Origin of the sequence: Rhodococcus oryzae, from assembly GCF_005049235.1 — a bacterium.
Classification (GTDB): Bacteria; Actinomycetota; Actinomycetes; order Mycobacteriales; family Mycobacteriaceae; genus Rhodococcus_G; species Rhodococcus_G oryzae.
The window spans coordinates 415,909-439,702 of record NZ_SUMD01000004.1 but is presented as its reverse complement, the minus strand read 5'-3'; the positions used below and the strand labels follow the sequence as shown (position 1 = coordinate 439,702).

Annotated in this window: 18 protein-coding genes (1 of these 18 cut by a window edge); 7 read left to right on the top strand and 11 right to left on the bottom strand. The window is 68.5% G+C overall.

All coding sequences use genetic code 11. The features are described from left to right. Window position 1 precedes the first annotated feature (1 nt). Window positions 2-1,303: a hypothetical protein gene (locus FCG67_RS10915; RefSeq protein ID WP_136909686.1), complete on the top strand. Its 1,302-nt coding sequence runs from the start codon at window positions 2-4 to the stop codon at window positions 1,301-1,303. Here the strand turns inward: FCG67_RS10915 and FCG67_RS10910 are convergent. Beyond that, a complete protein-coding gene (locus FCG67_RS10910; protein WP_136909684.1) occupies window positions 1,273-1,548 on the bottom strand; it encodes a hypothetical protein in 276 nt (91 codons plus the stop codon). The genes FCG67_RS10915 and FCG67_RS10910 overlap by 31 nt on opposite strands. A 531-nt stretch (window positions 1,549-2,079) precedes the next feature. Between FCG67_RS10910 and FCG67_RS24945 the strand changes: the two genes are divergently transcribed. Further along, complete coding sequence (locus FCG67_RS24945; protein ID WP_169310494.1) at window positions 2,080-2,235, top strand: DUF6131 family protein; 156 nt, start codon at window positions 2,080-2,082, stop codon at window positions 2,233-2,235. Between the two features lie 511 nt (window positions 2,236-2,746). Here the strand turns inward: FCG67_RS24945 and FCG67_RS10905 are convergent. From FCG67_RS10905 to FCG67_RS10885, 5 genes are all read right to left on the bottom strand, one after another. Beyond that, window positions 2,747-2,947 (bottom strand): hypothetical protein, encoded by a 201-nt coding sequence (locus FCG67_RS10905; protein ID WP_136909682.1) that lies wholly within the window; start codon window positions 2,945-2,947, stop codon window positions 2,747-2,749. A gap of 140 nt (window positions 2,948-3,087) precedes the next feature. After that, entirely contained in the window at window positions 3,088-3,261 is a 174-nt protein-coding gene (locus FCG67_RS10900) for a CsbD family protein (RefSeq protein ID WP_136909680.1), read from the bottom strand. Window positions 3,262-3,285: 24 nt separating this feature from the next. Then, window positions 3,286-3,552, bottom strand: coding sequence for a DUF7218 family protein (locus tag FCG67_RS10895; RefSeq protein ID WP_136909678.1), 267 nt, complete (start codon window positions 3,550-3,552; stop codon window positions 3,286-3,288). Window positions 3,553-3,662: 110 nt separating this feature from the next. Then, complete coding sequence (locus FCG67_RS10890; RefSeq protein ID WP_136909676.1) at window positions 3,663-4,445, bottom strand: SigB/SigF/SigG family RNA polymerase sigma factor; 783 nt, start codon at window positions 4,443-4,445, stop codon at window positions 3,663-3,665. Further along, the gene (locus FCG67_RS10885; RefSeq protein ID WP_136909674.1) at window positions 4,442-4,882 is read right to left on the bottom strand and encodes an ATP-binding protein; all 441 of its coding nucleotides are present in this window, start codon (window positions 4,880-4,882) and stop codon (window positions 4,442-4,444) included. Before FCG67_RS10885 ends, FCG67_RS10890 begins: the two co-directional genes overlap by 4 nt. Before the next feature lie 342 nt (window positions 4,883-5,224). Between FCG67_RS10885 and FCG67_RS10880 the strand changes: the two genes are divergently transcribed. Further along, window positions 5,225-5,581, top strand: a complete 357-nt coding sequence (locus tag FCG67_RS10880; RefSeq protein ID WP_169310493.1) for an STAS domain-containing protein — start codon at window positions 5,225-5,227, stop codon at window positions 5,579-5,581. A gap of 164 nt (window positions 5,582-5,745) precedes the next feature. On the opposite strand, the gene FCG67_RS10875 is transcribed toward FCG67_RS10880, so the two are convergent. The 3 genes from FCG67_RS10875 to FCG67_RS10865 all read right to left on the bottom strand — a co-directional run bounded on the left by FCG67_RS10875 (window position 5,746) and on the right by FCG67_RS10865 (window position 10,116). Then, a complete protein-coding gene (locus tag FCG67_RS10875; RefSeq protein WP_136909942.1) occupies window positions 5,746-6,369 on the bottom strand; it encodes a PAS and ANTAR domain-containing protein in 624 nt (207 codons plus the stop codon). A 124-nt stretch (window positions 6,370-6,493) separates the two neighbouring features. Continuing rightward, window positions 6,494-8,860 (bottom strand): ATP-binding protein, encoded by a 2,367-nt coding sequence (locus tag FCG67_RS10870; protein WP_136909670.1) that lies wholly within the window; start codon window positions 8,858-8,860, stop codon window positions 6,494-6,496. A 107-nt stretch (window positions 8,861-8,967) separates the two neighbouring features. Beyond that, a complete protein-coding gene (locus FCG67_RS10865; RefSeq protein WP_136909668.1) occupies window positions 8,968-10,116 on the bottom strand; it encodes a tyrosine-type recombinase/integrase in 1,149 nt (382 codons plus the stop codon). 784 nt (window positions 10,117-10,900) lie between these two features. Here FCG67_RS10865 and FCG67_RS10860 point away from each other — a divergent pair. From FCG67_RS10860 to FCG67_RS10855, 3 genes are all read left to right on the top strand, one after another. Beyond that, complete coding sequence (locus FCG67_RS10860; protein WP_246044999.1) at window positions 10,901-11,626, top strand: alpha/beta fold hydrolase; 726 nt, start codon at window positions 10,901-10,903, stop codon at window positions 11,624-11,626. Next, window positions 11,626-11,769 (top strand): alpha/beta fold hydrolase, encoded by a 144-nt coding sequence (locus FCG67_RS25355; RefSeq protein ID WP_246044998.1) that lies wholly within the window; start codon window positions 11,626-11,628, stop codon window positions 11,767-11,769. Before FCG67_RS10860 ends, FCG67_RS25355 begins: the two co-directional genes overlap by 1 nt. A gap of 352 nt (window positions 11,770-12,121) precedes the next feature. Continuing rightward, complete coding sequence (locus FCG67_RS10855; protein WP_136909666.1) at window positions 12,122-12,787, top strand: DUF8020 domain-containing protein; 666 nt, start codon at window positions 12,122-12,124, stop codon at window positions 12,785-12,787. 73 nt (window positions 12,788-12,860) lie between these two features. Here the strand turns inward: FCG67_RS10855 and FCG67_RS10850 are convergent, their stop codons facing one another. Continuing rightward, entirely contained in the window at window positions 12,861-13,619 is a 759-nt protein-coding gene (locus tag FCG67_RS10850) for a dienelactone hydrolase family protein (RefSeq protein ID WP_136909664.1), read from the bottom strand. Between the two features lie 1,232 nt (window positions 13,620-14,851). On the opposite strand from FCG67_RS10850, the gene FCG67_RS10845 reads away from it, so the two are divergent. Further along, window positions 14,852-15,073 (top strand): hypothetical protein, encoded by a 222-nt coding sequence (locus FCG67_RS10845; RefSeq protein ID WP_136909662.1) that lies wholly within the window; start codon window positions 14,852-14,854, stop codon window positions 15,071-15,073. Here FCG67_RS10845 and FCG67_RS10840 read toward each other — a convergent pair. After that, a protein-coding gene (locus FCG67_RS10840; protein ID WP_136909660.1) for a non-ribosomal peptide synthase/polyketide synthase crosses the window boundary here: on the bottom strand, window positions 15,064-23,794 show its 3' end. It continues 18,095 nt past the right edge of the window; 8,731 of the gene's 26,826 nt are visible here — the last part of the coding sequence; its start codon lies off the right edge, out of view; it ends in the stop codon at window positions 15,064-15,066. The genes FCG67_RS10845 and FCG67_RS10840 overlap by 10 nt on opposite strands.

The following is a 23,794-nucleotide window of genomic DNA, read 5'->3' as shown; positions in this document are numbered from 1 at the left end:
TATGCCCGATTCGGCGCGCCACTCGACGATCGCGGTGCGGGTCCTGCTCGTGCTGGTCTGCACGGTGCTGGCCGCGGCATTCGGGGCGCCCGCGCTGGCCGCCCCAGCCACGCCTGCCGGACCGGAGTCGCCGGCGTGCGCGTGGCGATTCATGTCGAACGAGACCGTCCTCAATGTCGCGTTCCCGGACGCCAACGCGACCTACTGGGTACTGCCGTACGCGCTGGGTGGCGACGACCGGATCGAGCTGAGCGGGGACTATCCCGCCGCGCGGTACTTCTCGCTCAACACCTACGGCACCGACCTGAACACGGTCGACACCCTGCGCGACGACCAGATCGTCCCGGATCAGGGCAGTGGGAACCCGTTCGCGGATCCCTCGTCGACCGGGTCGCCGGAGTCGGCGCCGAGGTGGCACGCCACCGTGGTGCCCGGCGAGGCGGACCACGCGCTGAACCAGATCCGCGCGCTGCCCACCGGGGCCGCGAGCCAGGCCGTGCCAATGGGCTTCCTGATCATCCGGGTGTACGTCCCCGACGACGCCGCCTCGCCGCCGGGAGGGGTGCCGCTGCCCGCGATCGCCCTGGTGCTGAACAGCGGCGAAACCACGATCCCGATCTCGACCTGCCCGACGCCATTCGATCCGGCGGACGCGACCGACGGACCGATGGGGCAGGCGATGGAGGCGACCTTCGACCGACTGATCGCGGGCGCGGCCTCGGGCGCGTTCCCCGGGAACGTGCCAGAGGCGACGTTCGTGAACCCGGCCAGCACCTCCGGGCTGTTCCCCAACGGCGACAACAAGTACATCGGCGCCGGACTGACCTATCAGCCGGGCCGGATCGTGGTCGTGCGGGGACGGGCGCCGACCTTCCCGGACACCAGGGCGGGCGTGCCCGTGACCGAGCCGGGGCAGCAGGTGCGGTACTGGTCGATGTGCCAGAACGACCAGGTGTCGCCGTATCCCGTGGTCGCCTGCGCGGCCGACTTCCAGACCAACCTCGATGCGCGCGGCTACTACACGTACGTGGTGGCGGCGCCGGAGGACGTGCCCGCGGCCGCCGCCTCAGACCCCACGGTGACGGTTCTGCCCTGGGGATCCACCGCGGTTCCGAAGAAGGTGCTGTTCCTGCGGCACATGCTGCCCAGTCCGGCCTTCTACCCCCAGTCGGTGCAGGCGTCCCAGGCGGCGAACTCCGATCCCGCGACGACCATGGGGGAGTACTACCCGCGGGCGAGCTACTGCGCGCGGGCCGACTTCGAGGCGGGCGGCTACCGGGCCTGCCTGGACGGGAACGGCTGAGTCCGGTTTGCCGGGCGGCCGGTCAGCCCGCACAGCGTCGCGACCTGTCCGATGGTCAGCGCTCCGCCATTGTCTGTCGCAAGGGCGAATCTCCCGTCCGCCCGGACCCGCACCGCGACCGCCGGCCCCCGGCGCGCGGGGTCGCCCGCGCGGTCGAGCAGGTACTCGTCGTCGCCCGCTGGGGTCGGCGTCACCGCGCGGACCGCGCCGCGCGCGTATGCCTCTTCGATGAGACCGTCGATCATGACGCTGACTCCTCACGTGTCGGGCACTGTGCCCGCCGGCGAGTATTAGGTACGCCTTACCTTATTGTCAAGCTGTCTGTCCCGGTCAGAGGACCTCACGTCACGGCGTCAGGTGCCCCCGTGACGTGGTTGTCACCCCAGGGTGGGCAATTCCTCGCCCTGGGGTGATGGCGGCGTCGGTGCCGCGCGGCCCAGCATTGAGGAGTAGCGAATCCGGAGATCGGATTCATCCGAAACGATCACAGAGAGCTCGGCATGAACGCGATGAACACACCGGCGTCGACCGCGTCCGGGACAGGCGGAGCCGGCGGCTCCATGACCACTGCGGAGATCAAGTCCCGACTCGATGCGATGTTCGTGTCGGCCAGGCCGGATGGGCGGCGCCGGGGTTCCGGGCTGCGCAAACTGGATCGGGCGGCACGCATCTGATCGGCCGACGGGCGGCGACATCGGGGCCGTTTCGGAGTGGGCGACAGTGGGTATGTCGTCTTCGTGACTTCTCAACCACTACTTTGAAGCGGGGTTCACGCCATGATCGTGCTCGGATTGATCTTGCTTCTCATCGGATTCCTGACCGATATCTCGATCTTGTGGACGATCGGAATCGTCCTCCTGGTCATCGGACTGATTTTGGCCGTGCTCGGTGCGACCGGCCGCGCCGTCGGCGGTCGGAAGTATTGGTATTGACGCTACCGAGGGGTGTTCACCGCGTCGGTGAACGCGGCATGTGCTCGATAGACCACCATCCCGCAGTACTGGGCGTTCACGTGGTCGTTGATATCGATCCAACCGGCTCGAGTAGTTCCGCGGCCTGGATCTTGACCTCGAAGACCTTTCCCGCGTGCTCGGGGTGATCGAGTAAATGAGCCTCACGCCAGCACTGGCAGAACACCGCCGGAGCGCACCGAGGCAGCTGTTTCTCCATAGAGCGGCGGAACTGCTTGACGAAGGCCAGATTGTCGGCCAGATTGTCGTCGCAGGTCAACCGCTGATCGGCGGCCCACAGGTCAACTTGCAGGACACCGCCTAGTCGCGATATTCGCCCCTGCCGTGACGGTAGCGCCGCTTGTCGGCCTCGCCTTCGACCCGTTCCCGAATTGCTTCCACCGTGCGATTTTTCGGGATGTGTTGTGGGCCAAGGGATCACCGCGGTCGGCGCTGCCGAGCGCGGGAGGGATGAATGGTAGACCGACGCTGCCTACGGACTTGGCTGCGGCACAGTGCAATCGGTGACCTTCGGATTGACCCCAGCATAGTTCAGCGGTCCGGCCAGTACCGTGACCGCGATGGTGCCGACGCCGGCGCAGTTCTCCGGGGTATTGGTGTAGTAGCCGCGCTGGCCTGCCGCGATGGCCCCGACCACGAGCCAGATCAACACGACGAGAGTGATCAAACGCATCACACACCTCCGACTTCGCGCGGTTGCGCCTTCTCCGAGCAATACCCCGGCGCGAGAGCCACGAAACCTACGTCGACGCCTCCCAGGTTGCACGTCTGCACAGCAGACGACGCAATCCGGGAGGCGTCGACTTGGGCCGATCAGTCCTTGAAGGCGTCCTTGATCTTTTCGCCGGCCTGCTTGATATTGCCCTTGGCCTGGTCCTTCTGACCGCGCGCCTCGGTTTCACGATCGCCGGTCGCCTGGCCGACCTTTTCCTTTGCCTTGCCTGCGAGTTCTTCGGCCTTGTTCTTCGCCTTGTCGGTCGCTCCCATGGGATGCCTCCTTGTGGTCTTTGCTCAGTGATTGCGCAGAGAGTTGATGAGTTCCTTCTTGTTCAACTTCGAATAGCCGCTGAGTCCGAGCTCCTTCGCCCGCTCTTTCAGGTCGGGCACCGTGCGCTCTTCATAGGACTCGGCCTCGCCTCCCGATCTCCCCACCGACGAACGACCCTCGGCGGCGGCATTCGAGATTCGTGCCGCCTTCTCCTTCGAGTCGCCCTCCTCGCGGAGTCTCTCGTACAGATCCTGGTCCTTGAGGTGAGGGTCAGATCCCTTTCGCGGCATCGGCTTCTCCTTCCTCGTACCGTCGTGCTGGCCGGGGTGGCGAGCAGTTGAGGTGCCCGGCCCTTGATTCCCACTAGTACCCAGCCCTCTGCGGTCCGAAACGCGGCGGTTCAGCCCGACTCGTCCATCGCCGCGCGGAGCGACGCGAGGGTTCGCGCCAATATCCGCGACACGTGCATCTGCGAGACCCCGACCTGCTCCGCGATCTGCGTCTGGGTGAGGTTGCCGAAGAAGCGCAGCATCAGAATCGTGCGTTCACGCTCCGGCAGCGCGGCGACCACTGGGCGGAGAGCCTCGCGATTGTCGATCATGTCGAAAGAGGAGTCGAGATCCCCCACGGTCTCCGCGAGGGGCGGCGCGCCAGGGCGATCCGTACCGGGGGCGTCCACTGACGTCGTCTGGTAGGCATTGCCTGCCAACAGGGCCTCGTTGACATCGCTGCGACTCACGCCGAGCTCTGACGCGATCTCGGAAGGTGTGGGGGACCGGCCGAGTTGTTGGCTGAGAGCCCCCGTCACCTTTCCGATGGCGACATGGAGTTCCTTGGTGCGGCGCGGAACACGCAGGGCCCAGCCCGCGTCGCGGAAGTGGCGACGCACCTCTCCCATGATCGTCGGAACCGCGAACGCGACGAACTCGGTGCCCCGTTCGAGGTCGTACCTGTTGACGGCGTTCACCAAACCCAACCGGGCGACCTGGACGAGATCCTCGTGTGGTTCGCCGCGGCCCGTGAACCGGCGGGCGATGTGTTCTGCCAACGGCAGGCACACTTCCACGATGTTTTCGCGTGCGGCCGCACGTGCGGGGTCGTCGGGCGCCATCGCGGTGAGCGCTGCGAACTGGATGTTGACGTTCGCATACTCATCCGAACCGGGGCCCGAGTGTCGGCTCACCCGGTCGTGCCCTCAGCCCGGCGAGTGAAGTCGATCGTGAGGATCACCTGGGACTCATGGTCGGGGTCGGGCGCCTGATGTGCGGCCACCTCGTCGGTGAGGGTTCGCAGCACGTGCCATCCGAAGCCGTGATCCAGTCCGCCGCCCGTCTCGTCGGCGCCGGACGACGTTGATCCCGAGAATCCGAACTCTCGGCCGTGAACGTGAAACCGACACAAGAGTGTCGAGTCCGGCCGGGCGGCCCGGACCAGTCTGGTGGCGGCCTCGTCGACGGCGAGTCTCAGATCCGCAATGGTGTCGAGATCGAAGTCATTCTGTGTCGCGATGGCCGTGACCATCGCACGGACGAGGAAGAGTTGGTCGGCGTGGGCCGGCAACCGGAGTTCTACTTCCGGTCCGATCTGCTCTCCGAACTCCTCGGCGTGCGCCCGTGACATACGGCCTCGTTCCCCCAGTGTGGGATGTTGCGATTCGCTGATCGCAGACTACCCACCTTCCTCGTCACCGAAACGAAAAGGTGTGGCCTCTCTCAGATCGATCTGGTAAGAAGGAGACAGGTTGAGCCAACAGCCGGCGGTAGGTCGAGCAATCGTCGCAGCTCCCGAGATCTTTTCGAATTCATCTTTTCGAATTCCTGGTGATCGATCGCGACACCGCCGCTTCACTCCGCACGTCAACTGCGTGATGAGGAGGGTGTCGTGCTCAAGCGTCACCAAGTCAATGGAACGGATCGAGTGTCGCGACCGGCGGGAACCCCGCCGAGTGAATCGTCGACGGTCGTGGTCCCGATCAGTGGCGATATCGATGCCGCAAGTCTGCGGACCGTACGAGAGAAGATCAATGCCGGGATCGACGAGGCCGCTCGCGGTCTCGTGGTGGACCTGTCCCAGGTCACGTTCCTCAGCATCAGGGGCGCGGAGGTGCTCGCCGAGGCCCAATGGCGAGCAGGCGCTGACGGGGTGGGATTCTCGTTGGTCACCGGCTCGCGCGCGGTCGACCACACCCTCCGGGTTGCCGACCTGGACAACCGATTCCGGTGCTTTGTCTCGGTCGAAGATGCGCTCGCGCAGCTCCGCGATGGTCGATCGCTTTCGATGGTTCCCGCCCCGCTCGGGGGTTGGCAGGCGGCCGGCTGAAGGGATCCCCGACGTGGGGGCGAAGAGCAGGCCGTCGAACGGGCGGGATCGGCGGCTCGGGGTTTTGAACCGCCGATCCCTCGGCCCCTGTGACCACCCGGGCGGACGCAGGTCCTGGCCCTTGGATGCCCTGGCTCACCGTGATCAAACCGCTCAGCGCTATTTCATTTGTTCGGATGTCTCGCGTCGGCTCGGGTCGATGTTGTCAGCAGGATGTGGTTGAAATCCTCGCGGAAGCCCTGCGGCGTGGCGATCATGCTGGAGATGTCTCGGAGCAACTGCCGTGCCACGTCCCGCACTTTGACGTTCGATTCCTGCGAGCGCCAGGTCAGAACCTCGAAGGCGCGGTTCGCGGAGATCCCGTACGCGAGCATCAGGGCACCCTTTGCCTGCTCGATCGCGGCCCTCGATGATGCGATTTCCGCGACCGCGTCATCGATCGATTCCTGCATGTCGGATTCGAACGCGTCGGTGACGTCGATATAGAACCCGAAGGTCCCGATCACGTTGTCGTCCGCGTCGAGCAGCCGATCCCCGACGACCACCACGCGATGGGTCTCGCCCTCCGTGTCGATGATGCGGTGTCGGCTGCTGAAGGGAGCGCCATGTGCCTTGACGTTGTCGAGGATCGCCGCGACGTGGGCCTTGTCGTCGGGGTGCTTGTGGGAGAGCATCAGTTCGGTGGTCGGCACGACCGAGCCCGGCGCGTATCCGTGCATCCTGGCGACCGCGTCCGACCATTCCCATGCGTCGTCCGCGACCCGAAAGCGAAAGCTGCCGACGAGCATGGCCGATCCATCCTCGACGGGAACCGTCACGCTGAACTCAGGCTGCGCCTCGGGCGCGACATCGCTCACCACTCGATTATGGACCCATTTTCGGGTGGTGGCGATGAACCACGGAGGCTCCGGATCAGGGCGTTCGATCCAACTGGTTCTCGGCGATCCAGGCCGCAATCTGCGTGCGCGAGGTGAACCCGAGCTTGGACAGAACGTGTTCGACGTGACCCTGGGCGGTACGGGGCGAGATCACCAACATCGACGCGATCATCTTGTTCGAATGGCCCGCTGCGACCAGGTGTGCCACCTCGGTTTCGCGTGGGGTCAACACGGGCGCGACCCGCGTCGTCCGGTCCTGGGTGATGCAACGGTCCCCGAGTGCATACGCGACGGCCTCGTCGAGGCTCATCGCGGTACCGGTACGAAACGCCTCGCCGTAGGCGCGGGCCCCGAGCGCGTCGAGGGCGAGCCGTTCGCACTCCTCATGGTGGGCGAGCAGATAGGGGAGGGTCGCGGAGGTGCTCCCGACAGTCCGCGAGAGCGTCTCGGCCGCGCCCATCAGGACCGCGGCACGCGTCGGCTCGCCCTCGTGGGTCGCGATCCAGGCCAGTGACTCCAGGCACCACCCCGTCATGACGGGATCATTGACCTTTCGGATCAGCCGCAACGCCAGCTCTGTCACGGTTGTGGCGCGATCGGTGTCTCCCGTCCGTAGCGCCGTCAGGCCGAGGGTCCATGACGAGTACGCACGGAAGAAGGACTCCTCCCGTGGGGTGGTGATCGCCAGTACCTGCTCGTGACAGGCGTCGGCTGTCTTCTCGTCCCCGGACAGTCCACTCGCGATTGCCAGGCCGAGGAGGCCACCCAGCTGTCGGCCGATCCGGGACGCGCTCGGACCTCGATCGGCCCCGGTAGCGGACGATGCGCCCGCGCTGGCGATTGCGGTCTGGAGCGGTTCGACCGCCGCCGCCAGGTCTCCGCTGAACAGCGCCCGATATCCCCTCGCGTAGTTGCCGATCTCGAGTGACTCGGCATCCCCCAGCTGCGCCGCAAGCGAGCAGCACTGTTCCGCCCGGGCCGAGGCCTCGCCGAGTTGACCCTGCATTCCTGCCAACACGCCATCGCAGTACAGCATCTCCACCCGCTCCTCGGCCTTCATGGCGTCGGAGCTGGTGAGGGAGCGGCCCATCCATCGCCTGGCTTCCGCCAACAGGCCCCGGCACGACCAGAACATGAACAGGGCATTGGCGATGCGCGCGTTGACATCTGGATCGGTGCCGACGACCGCGTCGGTCAGACTGAACGCCAGAGCATCCCGCAGGTTCGACTGTTCCCGATCGAGTCTGGCGATCCAATCGGTCTGGCGGGGGCCGATCCACTCGGACTCGGCCCGCTCCACCAACTGCTCGTACCACGCGAGGTGCCGCCGCTGAGCCTGGGGAAGGTCGCCGGATGCGTGCAGCTTCTCCCTGCCGTAGTCGCGGATCGCCTCGGACATGCCCAGGCGCACGACCTCCCCGACCTGCTCGCGGGCCAGGATCGACTTGTCCACCAGGGACGACACCACGTCCAGGAAATCGCCGTTCACCAGCTCCTCGGGGCAGATGCCCTCGGCGGCATCGAGCTCGAAACCGCCTGCGAACACCGACAGCCAGGCCCACAGCTGCTGCTCTCGCGCCGTGCACAGCTCGTAGCTCCAGTCCACGCACGACCGCAAGGTCTGTTGTCGGGTCGGTGCGACCCGGGAGCCGACGGTCAGCAGCTGATATCGGTCGGTCAGGCGTTGCAGGATCTGTTCGGCGGTCATCGCCCGGATGCGTACTGCCGCCAGCTCGATGGCCAGCGGAAGTCCGTCCAGCCTGCCGCAGATTCCGGCCACCGCAGCACAGTTGGTCTCGGTGAGCGCGAAGTCCGGCAGGCAGGCCATGGCGCGCGCGACGAACAGTGCGACCGCCTCGCAATTGGCCATCGCCTCGAGCGATGGGACCTGACGCGTGTCCGGCACCGCCAACGGCGGCACCCGCATCACCTGCTCCCCGTCCACGCCGAGGACCTCGCGGCTCGTCGCCAGGATTTGCAGGTCTGGACACGCTCGCAGCAGTGTTTGAGCCAGCTCCGCGACAGCCCCGAGCACGTGCTCACAGTTGTCGAGCACCAGCAGGGTCTGCTTGGTAGAGAGGTGGTCGATCAGCAGGCGGGAGACCGACCGTCCTGGCCGATCCGGTAGCCCGAGCGCCGCGGCGACGGTCTCCGGCAACAATGCGGGATCGTGCAGGTCGCCGAGCGCGACAAACCACACTCCGTCGGCGAAAGCCCGCCGCGAATCCTCGGCGACCCGCAACGAGAGTCTGGTTTTGCCGACCCCGCCGATGCCGGTCAACGTGACCAACCGCGAGGTGGACTGCAGCCGCCGTGCCTCGGTGATTTCGTGTCGCCTGCCGATGAAACTGGTCAATTCGACCCGCAGGTTCCCGGGCTTTTCCTTGACAGAGGTGGTCATCGAACGTCATCTCGTTTCGCGATGTGCTGTGATCGACGCTATCCCTGGAAGGCTATGCCGGGCCGATGGTGGCCATATCGTTGCGTTCATTTTGTTCATCGGCTCGCTCATGGTCGGTCCACCGCACCGGTCACCCCCGTATGCAGGGAGTTCCCGTGCGCATCGGCCGTATCGGTGCGGGGGAGGGGCGCGCCCCTCGTCACGAGCTGGTAGGCCGGGTTCAGGGCCGCGGCATCCCGGACCGAGGCGCCCGCGCCCACGGTGTACCGCTGGGTGGTGTTCATGGACTCGTGCCCGAGCATCCGCATCAGCGTGTAGATGCTGACGTTCTGGTCCGCCATGGCGGTGGCGAAGGTGTGTCGAAGCTGGTGGACGAGGGCGCCCTTGGCGCGGTCGCCGTTGATGCCCGCGCGGCGATAGGCGCGTTCTACGCGGTACTGCAGCGTCCCCCTGGTGATCCGCCTGCCGTCGCCGCCGACGAACATGGGGTCGGCGTCGGTGAACCGCTCCCACGGGGAGAGTTCGGCCCGCGGCCTGCGCCGCGCTGTGTCGGGGAATCGCTCGGACCGGCTGACGAGGTAGTCGCCGAGTACATCGACCACAGCGGGCTCGACGGTGACGACCCGCTCCTTGTTGCCCTTGCCGTGCACGTGGATCACCTTGGCGTGGCCGTCCCCGTCGTCGATCGCGTCGCGCAGGTCCCCGAGATCGACCGCGATGAGTTCGGCCGAACGCATCCCGGTCAGCAGCCCGGTGAGAATGAGCGCGAGATCGCGTTCCGGCCAGGCGCGCGCCCCGTTGTCGTCCGACGATTGGAGGGTGGCCACGAGTCGTTCGATCGAGTCGGCGCGAAACGCCTTCGGCAGTGTCTTGGGTGCCTTCGGGCGGAGCACCGCCGACATCGGGTTGGCGACGATGGCGTCGACGGAGAACAGGAAGTCGCACAGCATGTTCCAGGTCGACCAGCATCGCCTGATCGAGGCCGCCTGGTGGGTCTGCGCGTAGTCGGCGAAGGCCGCCCGCACGGTCGTCTTGTCGAGCGCGTCGAGGGTGAGTTCCATGGCGGACACCCCGCGAGTCCGCGAGAGGGCGTCGGCGATGAGGGTGTAGTCCTGGCGGTAGGCCTTGAGGGTGTTCGGGGAGGGTTTGGCGGTGCTGCGGTGGACGAGGAATTCCTCGAACCAGGGGGCCAGCCGATCGCGTGCCCGACCTCCCGTCGGAACGCTCTCGTCATCGGGGTCTCGCTCCGTCACCATGAGCGGGCACGCTAGCGGCAGGCACCGACATCGAGGGGAGTGGGTCCGAAGACTTCCGTCAAACACGTTGGGGCAGAGGCCTTCGCGCGGCAGGGGTCGCCGTCGAGGCGGGAGCGCGGCGATCCGACGGATCCGGCGGTCTAGATAATGTCATAACGCCGAGGATATCGGCACTCGTGCCGTAGCGGGGGCAATTCGCCGTAGTCGGCCGCCGACAAGTGCCCGCTCACGTCTTTCGGCAACGAGAAGGGGGCGGTCTCCGCCGGCGTTCGGGGTGGGTGTGGTCGTGAGTGCTGGTGTCGATCGCGAGGACTGCTGCAGCCGCCTGCCCGCGACGGTGGGGAGTGATCGCCGCGGGGGAGTGCACTGACGTGAGAGTGTGGTTGCGGTTCCCTCAATTGGCCGTGGAGGCGCCGATGTGTGGGTGGATCTATCGACGGTGAGTCTCGCGGATGCGTGGGCCTGACCAGGGCGGGGGAGTAGGACGTTCTTCGCGGCACTCGCCCTTGTCGGCGTCGTCGAGGTGGTGCCGCGGGGGGAGTTGGCCGCGTTGCGCCGGGTGCTGATCCGAGGGGAGGCGGTCGGTGATGGGCTACTTGGGCAACCATCACGATGCGGCACCCCCGGTGATAATGACATAACGCCGGGCCTATCGGCTCGAGACCCGTCTGGGGGGAACCTCCCGCGATCACCTCACGTCCACCGGTGCTTACGTCCGTCGACACAGAGGGGAAGGATCGCGCCTCGGTCGCAGACGTGCCGCGACGCCCTAGGCTCGGGTGCAATGTTCCGTGCGAATGTTCCGGCAGGGGGAGTTGTCGTGGAGACGGTCGAACTATCGGTGGGGACGATCGAGTACGAGGACACGGGCGGGCAGGGGCCCGTGATCGTGTTCCTGCACGGGCTGACCATGGACGGGACGCTCTGGCGGCACGTGGTCGCCGACCTGCGCGACGATTATCGGTGCATCCTGCCGACGTGGCCGCTCGGCGGCCACCGGATTCCGATGAAGCCGGACGCGGATCTGTCGCTGTCCTCGCTCGCTGTCCTGATCGGGGAGTTCGTCGAACGGCTCGGGCTGACGCAGGTGACGCTCGCGCAGAATGACTGGGGCGGAGCGCAGGTCCTGATCGCCAACGGCGACACCTCGCGGATCGCCCGGATGATCATCACCGCAAGCGAGGCCTTCGAGAACTATCCGCCGCCACCGGCTCGACCCATCGCGGTCCTCGCGCGGATCCCGGGCGGGCTGTTCCTGACCATGCAGGCGATGCGCCTGCGTGTGATGCGACGATCGCCGAGAGCGTGGGGAGGGATGAGCAAGCGCGCGGTACCCACCGAGGTGATGGACGGCTGGTTCCGGCCGGCCACGGAGAACGCGCAGGTGCGGCGCGACCTCCGCAGGTACGTGATCTCCGTCCCGAACCGGGACACCCTCCGGGCCTGGGCCGCCGCGTCCGCCGGTTACCGGGGCCCGGGCTGGTCGTGTGGGGGACCGAGGACCGGGTGATGCCGGTCGAGCACGGCCGCCGCCTGGCCCGGCTCTTTCCCCACGCCGAGCTGGTCGAGCTCGCCGACTGCTACACGCTGATCCCGGAAGACAGCCCCCGCGAGTTGACCTCGGCGATCCGCGGGTTTCTTTCGTCGACGTGAGCGTCGGCCGGGTCGCCGTCGAAGGATCCTCCGGCCGCGCCGAAGAAGGTCCGGTGCCCGGACGGCCGGTACACACGGCGTTTCGGCCGAGTCACGCGCTTATTGCGCGTTCCCCACTCGCGAGTAGCTGACGAGGTGCGCGAATCGTAAGGGTGTGGACACCGCGCGCCACAGGGCGGACACAATCCGTCTCTAGGGTCAATCGCATCTCCACCCCGCTGTCTGTCTTCACCGTCGCAGCAGCTCAGCGTGCCCGTCTGCGTCGATCGACGCGTCACCCATCGGCTGGCTTCGTCCGGCAGCGCAGGGACCATCGGTCCCTGCGACAGAACGAGAAGGAATCTCACCGACCATGAAATTGACCAAACTTGCGGCTGTCTCGGCCATGACGATCGCGTCGATGGGAATCATTGCCGGTACCGCCTATGCGGATCCGGCGCCCGCCACGACGGCAGGCGTGGGGTGGAATGTCACCCGCAGCGGCAACCAGGTGATCCTCGATACAGCCGCCGGTTCGCTGGCCAAGGAGAACAACCACCTGATCGTCCGGGACGCGAGCGGTGCCATTGTCGAGTCGGTGCCGCTGGCGCTCGCGGTCGACGGCATCGCGCACCCGGTCACGGCAACGATCGACGGCCGCACCGCGACGCTGACCGCGGACACCAGCCCCGCCGCGGCGACCCCGGTCGCCCTGCCTGTCAAGGACATCGACCTGCCCGCGGCCGTCGCGGGGGTCAAGGACAACATCACCATGACGGGTGCCGTCGGCGGGTTCCTTGGCGCCGCGACCGGTCTGGTCGGCGGCTGCATCCTCGGCGCGGTCGCCGCCGGCGTGGTCTCGGCGCCTGCGGCAATGCTGTTCGGTGCGGGCCCGCTCGCGGGCTGCATCGGTGGCGCGCTGCTGGTGGGAGCCGGCGCCTCGCTCGCGGGAACCGCGATCGGGGGACTGGGTGCCGTGGCCGCCAACGCCCAGCCGTTCATCACGCTGCTGAACGCGCCGCCCGCCGCCAAGAAGTAGTCCGCTATCCGGCAGGACCGTGGTAACGGCGGTATCGGCGTCCGGCCCTTGCCGGACGCCGATACCGGTCACGTCAGTTCGAAGCCGTGTCGGCGGCCCGGCCGAGGTGGCGGGCGAAGAACCAGGCCGAGCTGTCGCGCTCGTACTCGGGCACCTGGTTGTGCCTGCCAGGGTGGGCGTGCAGTGTCTTTTCCCTCGAGGCGAAGGCGTCGAACAAGGCCACCGCAGAGGAGTGGTCGATTTCGTCCTCGTCCCACGGAATCCGGTACTCGAGCGGGACGGTGATCTTTCGTGCCGCCTCGAGCAGTGCGTCGTGCACGTAAACCCCACCGAAGCCCACGGCGGCGATCCGGGATTCGACCGACGTCAGCATCAGCCCGGTCACGACGCCCAAATTCACCCCGCCGTAGCCGATCGACGCATCGACGCCGATCTCGGGCAGCGCCTGCAGGGCGTCCAGGGTCGCCTGCCATTCCGGCACCGCACGCTCCGCCAGCGACATGTTGTAGTCGATGACGATAGGGGCGATCGGCTCGACCGCCGCCCTGGCCCGATGAATCGCCTCGGCCCACCGTTGATCCTGAAGGTTTCGCGGCCGGTCACCGTGTCCGGGTGCGTCGATGGCGGCGACGGTGAACCCATAGGTGGTCACGCAGTGGAGTGCACTGGCCACCACCGGGGCCTTCTTGTGCATGCCGCCGGAGTGCCCTGACAACAGCAGCGGTGCGCCAACGGTTCCGGATGCGGGCGACCAGAGCACGCCGGTGATCTCATCCAGAATGAAATTGCGTTCGATGACACCGTTCGACGATGTCTCAGAGGTGAAATGCATGGTGTTGCCTTTCGGGATTGCCTGGTTGTCGAGGCGCTCCCGGCGACACCTACGTCGATCGCCGATCCGTGAACACGAGTGGGAGCACCCACATGGTTACTGCGTTCATGGGTCTCACCTCCTTGCGTGACATCACGGTCTCGCGAACGCTATCAACCTGAAACGAATCCCGTCCAACCCTTTTCCTTCCCACCCACCCAGCCGGATCGCCGTTGCGGGGGATCGGTCGGTGAGACGGCTGGCTGGGTCGCGGCGACGTGGTGGTGGTGGAGGAGGAGTGGGCCGGGTGACGCGCTTCGGGGGAGTCGTGGCCCGGGTTCGGTCTCAGGCCACCCGGTCTGAGCGGCCGGGAAACTCGGGATGGGCCGACGGGCAATCGCGCCGACTGAGGTCGGATCGGGCAATGCCTGACGGAGACACTCGAAACTGTCGTATTCTGTTGTACTGCACCATATTTCATGGATAACAGTGATTATCCATGAAACTCGGTTGCGGTACCGATGCTCGGTGAGCCCATGCCGCCGGTGGGGGTCCGTTGGGTCTCGGTTGCCGGCAACCGACTGTGGCGGCGAATCGATCCGTTCGGACGATTCGGATGCATCGGCGCCCGGGCGGCGATCAGCCAGGACGTGTCGATCGCACCGCGCAACGATCCCGTCGCTCCGGAGGAGGTCCTCGCGGGCACGCGGAGCCGGGGCTCGCCATCGGGCGGCCATCCCGTCCGATGGGTCACCGTGTGTGCAGAGTGCCCGCGTGGATTCGGGGTCCATCCGTGCGGGCCGGGGGCGCCCCGGATCCACTCAAGATGACATAATGTTGATTATCGGTTGTGTGCTGAACTGCGTTGATAACCGGGTAACTGTCCATGACCGCCAGGGTCGTGCTGCGGGAATTGCCGGGCGGCGGCATCGGCGACGTCCCTCGTTCGGATCGTGCTCATCGCCGCGATCCGCCGTGGCACTCTGCTGCACGCTCGGTTGGCAAGTCAGACTTGCCGGTTGGCAATTGCCTGCCGGCCGGTCGGTGGCTGGTCCGATGTTCCCTCGTACTGCGGGTCGAGACGTCTCTGTCGGGTGCCTGTTCTGTCCGGTGCACATCCGGGTGTTCGTGGCCTACTCCTGGCTGCATCCCCGCCTCCCGGCTACGTCACCCCATTGCGTCACTGTGACGTTATGGACTAGCGTCAGTTGACTGAGTCGCCGAGACTTTAGGGCGAACCGTAAGTCGAGATCGTGTTCGTCATTCGCCACTCGTCGCGCGGCACCCGCGCGCATCATGTGATGGACGGCCGGCCGTTCGCGTCCCTTCCCGCAGCGGCGACCATGGCCGCGATGAATGTCTACACTCCCCTGGGTGCGCCTCCCGGCAGTCGGGTTCATATTGTCACTGTGATGAAACGGCTCGACGGGCTGGGCAATGAGTTGCGCAGCGACCCACGCATCACTCAGGTTTGACGTTCGAGGCGGGCGGCGAGCGCGGGACCGATCACGGACAACGACGATGGTTCGAGCATCTCGTTGTGCCCGCAGTCGACGGGGCTCTCGTCGATGCCACCGGTGACGAGCGGCCGCCACTCCTGCGCCGAGCGATCGGTGCCGCCGCCCTGCCCGCGCTGCGCCGGGAACACCAGGAGGTCACCGTCGAACACCCCAGGCACGAAGCGGTGCACCAGCAGCCGCGAGTTCGCATATCCGTCGTTGATCCGCTCGAGGTGCGCCGCGGTGATCCCCGCACTGCCGAGGAACTCGCCCAGCATGCGCGCAGCGGAGTCGTAGGTCAGATCCCGATGCCGCTCGGGCGCACCGACATCCAGCCCGAGACCACGCAGCAGGTCCGCGACCTCAAGCCGTCCGAGCAGGGGGTCCGAGCCGTCGTCCGGGTAACTGTCCATGACCGCCAGGGTCGAGACGGACTCACCCCGACTCTGCAGTTCGACAGCCATCGCGTGCGCGAGGACGCCGCCGAGGGACCAACCGAGCAGGTCGTACGGCCCTTCAGGGGCGATCGCGCGCATCTCGTCGACGTACCGTCGTGCGAGCTCCTCGATCGATCCGTACCCCGGACCGCCAGTGATCGCGGGCAGTTGCAGGCCGAACACAGGTCGATCGGCGGGCAGGTATCGGACCAGCCCGGCGTATCCCCACGACAACCCGATTCCGGGATGGACACAGAACAGCGGGCGGCCGGTTCCGCTGCCGCGCAGCGGGATCACGACCCGGAGGGTGTCCTCGATGCTCACGACCTGGAGTGCGTCCTCGGCGCCGATCCGGACGGCCATCCCGGCCGGTGTCGGATCCAGGAAGAGCATCTGCAACGAGACCTCCCGTCCGAGCCGCTCACGGAGGTCGGTGACCACGCGGGTCGCCAACAGCGAGTTGCCACCGTGGTCGAAGAAGCTGTCGTCGGCGCCGATCCGTTCCACCCCCAGTACCGAGGCGAACGCGCCTGCGACCGCCGACTCCACCGGACCGGCAGGTTCTCGGAACGCGGCTGACGCGAACGTCGGCATCGGCAGCGCGTCCCGGTCGAGTTTGCCCGTCGGGGTGGACGGGATCCGGTCGAGCACCGTGACCGAGGCCGGCACCATGTGGCTCGGAAGTCGCTGCGCCGCAGCGCGCCGGAGCTCATCGGGCGCGAGATGAGCGTCCCCGGCCGCGCGCACGTACGAGCACAGCAGCGTGTCGCCCGCCGGTCCGGTGCGCGCGATCGTCACCGCGAACCCGACGCCCGGCTGCGCGGTGAGCGCGGCGTCGATCTCGGCGGGTTCGATGCGGAAGCCGCGGACCTTGACCTGGAAGTCGCTGCGGCCGACGTACTCGAGCGTGCCGTCGGTCCGTCGACGGACCAGGTCGCCGGTGCGGTAGATCCTCTCACCGGGCCGGCCGAACGGGTCGGCGACGAAGCGGTCGGCGGTCAACGCGGGCCGACGGTGGTAGCCGCGGGCGAGGGCCGACCCCGCGACGTACAGCTCCCCCACCACACTGGGTGCCACCGGGTGCAGGCGCGCGTCGAGCACCAGCTCGGACACGCCGCGGATCGGCCCACCGAACGTGATCGGGGCACCTGCGGCCATCGGGTCGCTGATGTTCGACATGATCGTGGTCTCGGTGGGGCCGTACGCGTTGAGCATCGTGCGGTCCGGCGCCCACCGCGCCACCAGTTCCGGGGCGCATGGTTCACCGGCGACGACGAGGACCCGGAGCGTCTCGAGCCCGGTATCCACCGACTCCAGCGCGGTCGGGGTGACGAATCCGTGTGTGACGCGACCGGTTTCAAGGGCCGCGGCCAGCTCCGCGCCCCCGCGCACGTGCGGCGGGACGATCACCATGGTCGCGCCCGCGCTCAGCGCCATCACGATCTCGAACACCGATGCGTCGAAGCTCGGGGACGCGAAGTGCAGGGTGCGGGCCTCCGGAGTGACGTCGAGGCGGGTGCGCTCCTCGGCGGCGAGGTTCGCCAGACCCCGGTGGGTGAGCACGACGCCCTTCGGGACGCCGGTCGACCCGGAGGTGTAGATCAGGTACGCGGGGTGGTCGACGCGTACGGGGCCGATCCGCTCGGCATCGACGATCGTCGCGTCCGACATGACCGCGACCACCTCCGCCGTGTCGGGATCGTCGAGCACCACCCAGTCGACGTCATCGGGCAGGCGATTCCGTGTCTCGTCGACGGTCACCCCCAGCACCGCGCCGGAGTCGCCGAGCATGTGCTCGATCCGCCCGGCCGGGTGGTCGGGGTCGACCGGCAGGAACGCCGCCCCGGTCTTCGCGACCGCCCACACCGCGAGCACCGACTCGAGCGACCGCGACAAGGCGAGCGCGACGTAGCGCTCCGGACCGGCACCGCGGCCGATCAGCGTCCGCGCCAGCCGGTTCGACCGCCGATCCAGCTCCCCATACGAGACCTCGACGCCGTCGCAGGCGACCGCGATCGCATCGGGATCGTGCCCGGCCTCGGCCAGCAGCTCGGGGAACAAGAGCTCCGGGGCGTCGGGGTCGCCGTGCGCCGCGGTGAGGTCGCGGAGTTCGTCGTCGCGCAGGATCCCGATGTCGCCGACAGCGCCGTGCGGATCGGCGAGCGCGGATTCGAGGAGCAGGAGGAATCGTTCCGCGACACCGCGCACCGTCGCGGCGTCGAACAGGTCCGTCGCGTACTCGATGCTCCCGGCGATACCGGCCGGGGCGCCCGAGTCGTCGAACTGCTCGGCGAGCACGAACTCGAGATCCTCCTTCACCACACCGGAGTGCGGGGCGAGGCCCTCGACCGTCAGGCCCGGCAGATCGAGGCGGGCCCGCGTGTCGTTCTGGAACTCCAACGCCACCTGGAAGATCGGCGAGTACGCCGTCGAGCGCGGCGGGTCGAGCGCCTCGACCACCCGCTCGAACGGGAGGTCGGCATGTGCGAAGGCACCGAGGTCCACCTCCCGCACGGCGGCCAGCAGATCCGCGAACGACTGCGCGGGATCGATCCGGGTGCGCAGCGCCAGCGTTCCGACGAACATGCCGACCAGGTCGTCGAGGGCCGGTTCTCCCCGGCCCGCGACCGGCGTGCCGATCACGATGTCATCGGTGTCGCCGAGACGGCTCAGCAGCACCGCGAGCGCGGCGTGCACGGTCATGAACACGCTCGTCCCGTGCCGCCGGGCGAACTCCTCGAGCCTGCGGTGCAGCTGCGGATCGATCGCGAAGCCCGTACGCGCGCCGCGGAACGACTGCTGGGACGGGCGCGGTCGATCCGTCGGCAGGCCCAGCAGATCGGGTGCCCCCGCCAGGGCCGACGTCCAGTGGTCCAGCTGCCGCGCGGCAAGCGACCCCGGGTCGTCGGCGTCACCGAGCAGTCGGTGCTGCCACAGCGTGTAGTCGACGTACTGGACCGCGAGCGGCGACCACTCGGGTGCGCGGCCCGCCGTCCGCGCCGCGTATGCGCGGACCAGGTCCCGGGACAGCGGACCCATCGAGAGCCCGTCGACCACGATGTGATGCGCCACCAGTACCAGGACGTGCTCGTCGGCACCGAGCTCGAACAACGCGCCGCGCACCGGCACCCGGGCGGTGACGTCGAACCCGGCAGACACCTCGGCGTGGATCCGCCGGGCGAGCTCGTGCTCGTCCGGGACCGGCACCGGCCGCAGGTCGGGCGCCGCCTCGGCTGCCGGGCGAATCTCCTGAACCGGGCCGTCTGGTCCGGTCGGGAAGACGGTCCGCAACGACTCGTGCCGGTCGACCACGTCGGCGAGTGCGGCATCGAGGGCAGGGGCGTCGAGGGCACCCGACAGGCGCACCACCAGCGGGACGTTGTAGGCGGGCGACGCCGGGTCGAACTGGTTGATGAACCACATCCGCTGCTGCGCCGCGGACAGCGGGATCACGTCCGGTCGTTCGAACGCCTCGAGCGCGGGGCGACCGGACGCTCCCGTCTCCGCATGCTCGATGCGCTCCGCCAGTGCCGCCGCGGTCGGCGCAGCGAAGAGCGCGCGGACCCCCAGGTCGACGCCGAGGGTCTCCCGGAGCCGGGCGGCCACGCGCGTTGCGGACAGTGAATTGCCGCCGAGTTCGAAGAAGTCGTCGCCGATCCCCACGCGGTCCACCCCGAGTGTGGTCGCGAACACCTCGGTCACCGCCTCCTCCACCGGGTTGGTCGGCGCTCGGAATGCCATCGGGGTGTGGCCGAACCGGGGATCGGGCAGTGCGCGGCGATCGAGCTTCCCGGTGGGACCGAGCGGGATCTCGTCGAGCACGACGATCGATGCAGGCACCATGAATTCGGGGACCTGGGAGGACAACCGGGATCGGAGGTCGTCGACGGCGAGGTCCCGGCCGGCGACCGGAGCCACATAGGAGACCAACACGGTGTCGCCGCCCGGCCCGGGGCGGCCGAGGGTGGCCGCGAACCGGACGTCGGGATGCGCGGCGAGTACGGCGTCGATCTCGCCGAGTTCGATGCGGAAGCCCCGAACCTTCACCTGGAAGTCGCTGCGCCCGCGGTACTCGAGCTTCCTGTCCAGGGTCCACGCCCCGACGTCGCCCGAGCGGTACATCCGCTCGCCGGGCGCGCCGAACGGGTCGGCAACGAATCGTCCGGCGGTCGTGCCTGCCCGCCGGTGGTAGCCGCGGGCCAGACCGGGACCGGCGATGTAGATCTCCCCCTCGACACCCACCGGCACCGGCTGCAGTCGCGCGTCGAGCACCATCTCGGCGACGCCGCGGATCGGCCGGCCCAGGGTAAAGGGCATGACCTCCGGCACGCAGTCCTCGATGTTCACCACGATCGTGGTCTCCGTCGGCCCGTACCCGTTGAGCATGCGTCGCTGCGGCATCCAGTTCGCGATCAGTTCCGGTGACCACGCCTCGCCGCCGACCATCACGCACTGCAGGTCGTCGAGCCCCGCCGGGTCGATCGAGGCGAGGGCGGCCGGCGTGATGAAGGCGTGGGTGACGCGCTGGTTCTTCAGCACCGCGGCCAGATCCGCGCCGCCGTAGACGCCACGGGGCACGATCACCATGGTCGCGCCTGCGGCGAAGCACAGCAGGTACTCGAGCACCGAGACGTCGAAACTCGGTGACGAGAAGTGCAACGTCCGGGAGTCCGCGGTCACCGCGCACCGATCCCGTTGCTCGTCGGCGTAGTTCCCCAGGCCCCGATGGGTCAGGGTGACCGCCTTGGGCAGGCCGGTGGAGCCGGATGTGTAGATCAGGTACGCCGGCTGGTCGATCCGCACGGGTGTCGTGCGCTCGGCGTCGGTCACTGGCGCCGCCGGTCGGGACGCACAGTCCTCGGCGAATCCGGGGTCGTCGAGCGTCAACCACGGCCACGTGTCGGGCAGCCGGTGCCGGTGCGCCGCGACGGTCAGCCCGACGCCTGCGCCGGAGTCGGCGAGCATGTGCTCGACCCGCTCCGCGGGATAGTCCGGGTCCACCGGGACGAACGCGGCCCCGGTCTTGGCCACCGCCCACATCGCGAGCACCGACTCGACGGAGCGCGGTATACCGAGCGCCACAGAGGTTTCCGGCCCCGCTCCACGGTCGATCAGTGCGCGCGCAAGGCGATTGGACCGGGCGTCGAGGTCCGCGTAGGTGACCTCGTGTCCGCCGGCGACCAGCGCGACCGCCTCCGGATCGCGGGCGGCCGCCTCCACCAGGATCTCCTGGAGCGTCCGGGCGGCGCTGCGCGGGCCGCCCCGCACCGGCACCAGCACCCGGCGTTCGTCGGCGGTCAGCAGGTCTAGTCCGGCCAGGCGCCGGCCCGGATCATCGCCGATCGCGCGCAGGACGTGCAGCAGCCGGCTGGCGGCAGCGTCGACCTCCGTCCGGTCGAGGAGATCCGGGTGGAACTTCATCGTCAGGCGCAGACGGTCGGTCGCGGACGCGACCACGCTCAGCGGGTAGTGAGCGGCGTCGCGGACCGCGACGCCCTGCAGTCGCAGCCCCGCGATGTCGGCGTCCGCGGACAGCGTGCTCCGCACGGGATAGGACTCGAACACGGTGAGTGTGTCGAAGGCTGCGGCCGGCCCCGCGGCGCGCCGGACATCGGTGAGCCCGAGGTGGTGATGATCGAGCAGCGCCGCCTGCTCTGCCTGTACCCGATCCAGCAACGCACCAAGGGTTTCCGCGGCATCGAGTCGGACCCGCACCGGCACGGTGTTGATGAACAGTCCGATCATCGTTTCGATGCCGGGCACGTGTGGGGGTCGGCCGGACACGGTGGCGCCGAACACCACGTCGTCGCGACGGGTGAGGAGGCCGAGGACGATCGCCCACCCGACCGAGACGACGGTGTTGAGCGTCAGTCCGCGCTCGTGCGCGAGGGCACGCAGTCGCTCGGTCGCCGGGCCGTCCAACTCGTATCGCATGTCCCGCGACGGCGCGGACTGCGCTGTCATGGCGGACCCGTCGCGGACCAGCAGGGTGGGCTCGTCCGTCCCGTCGAAGGCATCGGCCCACGCACGCAGCGCCGCAGGCCGGTCCTGCGCCGCGAGCCATTCGAGATAGTCGCGGTGGGGGCGTACCCGCGGCAGCGTGGAGGTGTCACCGTCGGTCGCATAGAGGACGACGAGTTCCTCGAGCAGCAGCGGCGTCGACCACCCGTCGAGCAGGATGTGGTGGTTGGTCAGGATCAGCCGGTGGGTGCCATCGGGCATGCGCACCAGGCCGATCCGCAGCAGTGGCGGCGATGCCATGTCGAAGGGGTGGGTGCGGTCCTCGGCCAGGATCTCACCGAACCGCCCCGATGCCGCCGGTTCGGTGAGCGCGCGCAGGTCGGTCTCCGTCCACGGCGTAGCCACGTCGTCCTGGACTATCCGTACGGCCTCCCCGTCCGGTGTGCGCACGAACGCCGTGCGCAGATTCGCGTGCCGGTCGAGCAGACTCCGGACCGCCCGGCGCAGACGCGGCGGGTCCACCTCGCCGCCCAGCGTGAGGATCAGCTGCACCAGGTACGCGTCCACCGAGGCGCCTGCGAGCTCGGCATGGAAGAACATGCCGCGCTGTATCGGTGTCAGTGGCCACACGTCGGACAGCGACGGGAACAGGGCCTCGAACCGCTCGACGGCCGACTGGTCCAGGTGCACCAGACCCAGATCCGACGGGGTCCGCCCGCCCGCACCCGGCGCGCTCGCGTGCTCGACCACCCCCCGCGCGGCAACGATCCACCCCTGTGCGAGCCGTCCCACGTCCGCGGTATCGAGCACGCGGCGAGGGAAGGCCCACGTCGCCCTGATCCGGGGGCCGTCCGGACCGGGCACCGTCACCGCGTTGACGTCGATTGCGAACGCCACCGGCACGTCCGCCGCGACTGCATCGTGCAGCCCGGATTCCGTGACCGGAAGCCAGCTTCCCTCGCCGCGCGGTTCGGTGCCGCCGCCCAGCCGACCGAGATAGTTGAAGCTGATCTCCGGCTCGGGCAACCCGCGCAGCTCGGCCCCGGTGTCGTCGCCGAGGTACCGGAGCAGGCCGTACCCGATCCCGTGGTCGGGTACGGCGCGCAACTGCTCCTTGACCGACTTCACCGCCGCACCCGCGGCGGCTCCCCCGCCGCGGGCCTGGTCGGTGTCGACGCCGGACAGATCCAGCCGCACCGGGTAGATCGAGGTGAACCACCCCACCGTGCGGGACAGGTCGGCGCCCGGCACCACCTGGGACTCGCGGCCGTGTCCCTCGAGCGCCACCACGACGTCGTCGGTGTCGACGCCGCGGCCGCGCCGCCAGTGCACGAGCGCGAGGGCCAGCGCGGCGAGGAGTCCGTCCTCGACGACGCCGTGGAACACCCGCGGGACCGTGGTCGTCAGGCCAAGGGTCACATCGGCAGGCAACTCCACCTCGACGCGCTCGAGGGTGCCGGCGACGTCGACCGACGGATCGAGTTCTCCCGCAGCGCGTCCCGCGGATGCTCGGGAGACCGTCGACCGCCACAGGTCCAGCTCGCCTGCGCGGTCCCGCGCTGCCCGCACGAGCCCGTCCGCCCATGTCCGCATCGAGGTGCCGATCGCCGGTAGGTCCGGCTGCGCGCCGTCCGCGGCCTGCGTGCAGGCGAGCGCGAGGTCGGGGATCAGGATCCGCCACGAGACCCCGTCGATCGCGAGATGGTGGGCGACCACGAGCAGCCGTGCCGCGTCTCCCCCGACGAGGTGCACGAACTGGATCATGATGCCGGACTCCGGATCCAGCAGGTCGGCGGCCGCCTCCAGTGCGCCCTGGGTCGCATGGTCCGCTCCGGCGACGCTGTTGATCGGGACCTGTCGCACGATCGTGTCGGCTGGCACCGCCCCCGGTGGTCGTACCTCGAGCCGCCACCCGGACTCGGAGCGGGCGTCCGGGCGCAGCCGGGCCCGCAGCATGTCGTGCCGGTCCAGGACCGCGCCCACCGCCCGGGTGAGGGATTCGCTGTCGATTTCGGCGGGCACCGCGAGCAGGACCGACTGCGAGTAGCGGCGGAAGTCGCCATCGCGCCGCGTGCCCGAGCGCTCGACCAGCCACCGCATGATCGGGGTGAGCGGGACGTCGCCGATGCCGCCGCCCGGCAGTTCCCGCAGCACGACGACGTCGTCGGTGCCGGTGAGGTCGGCGACCTCGGCGAGACCGGCGACGGTGCGGCGCTCGAACACGTCGCGCGGCGTGAACGTCAGCCCCGCGACCTTCGCCCGGGACACCAGCTGGATGGACATGATCGAGTCGCCGCCC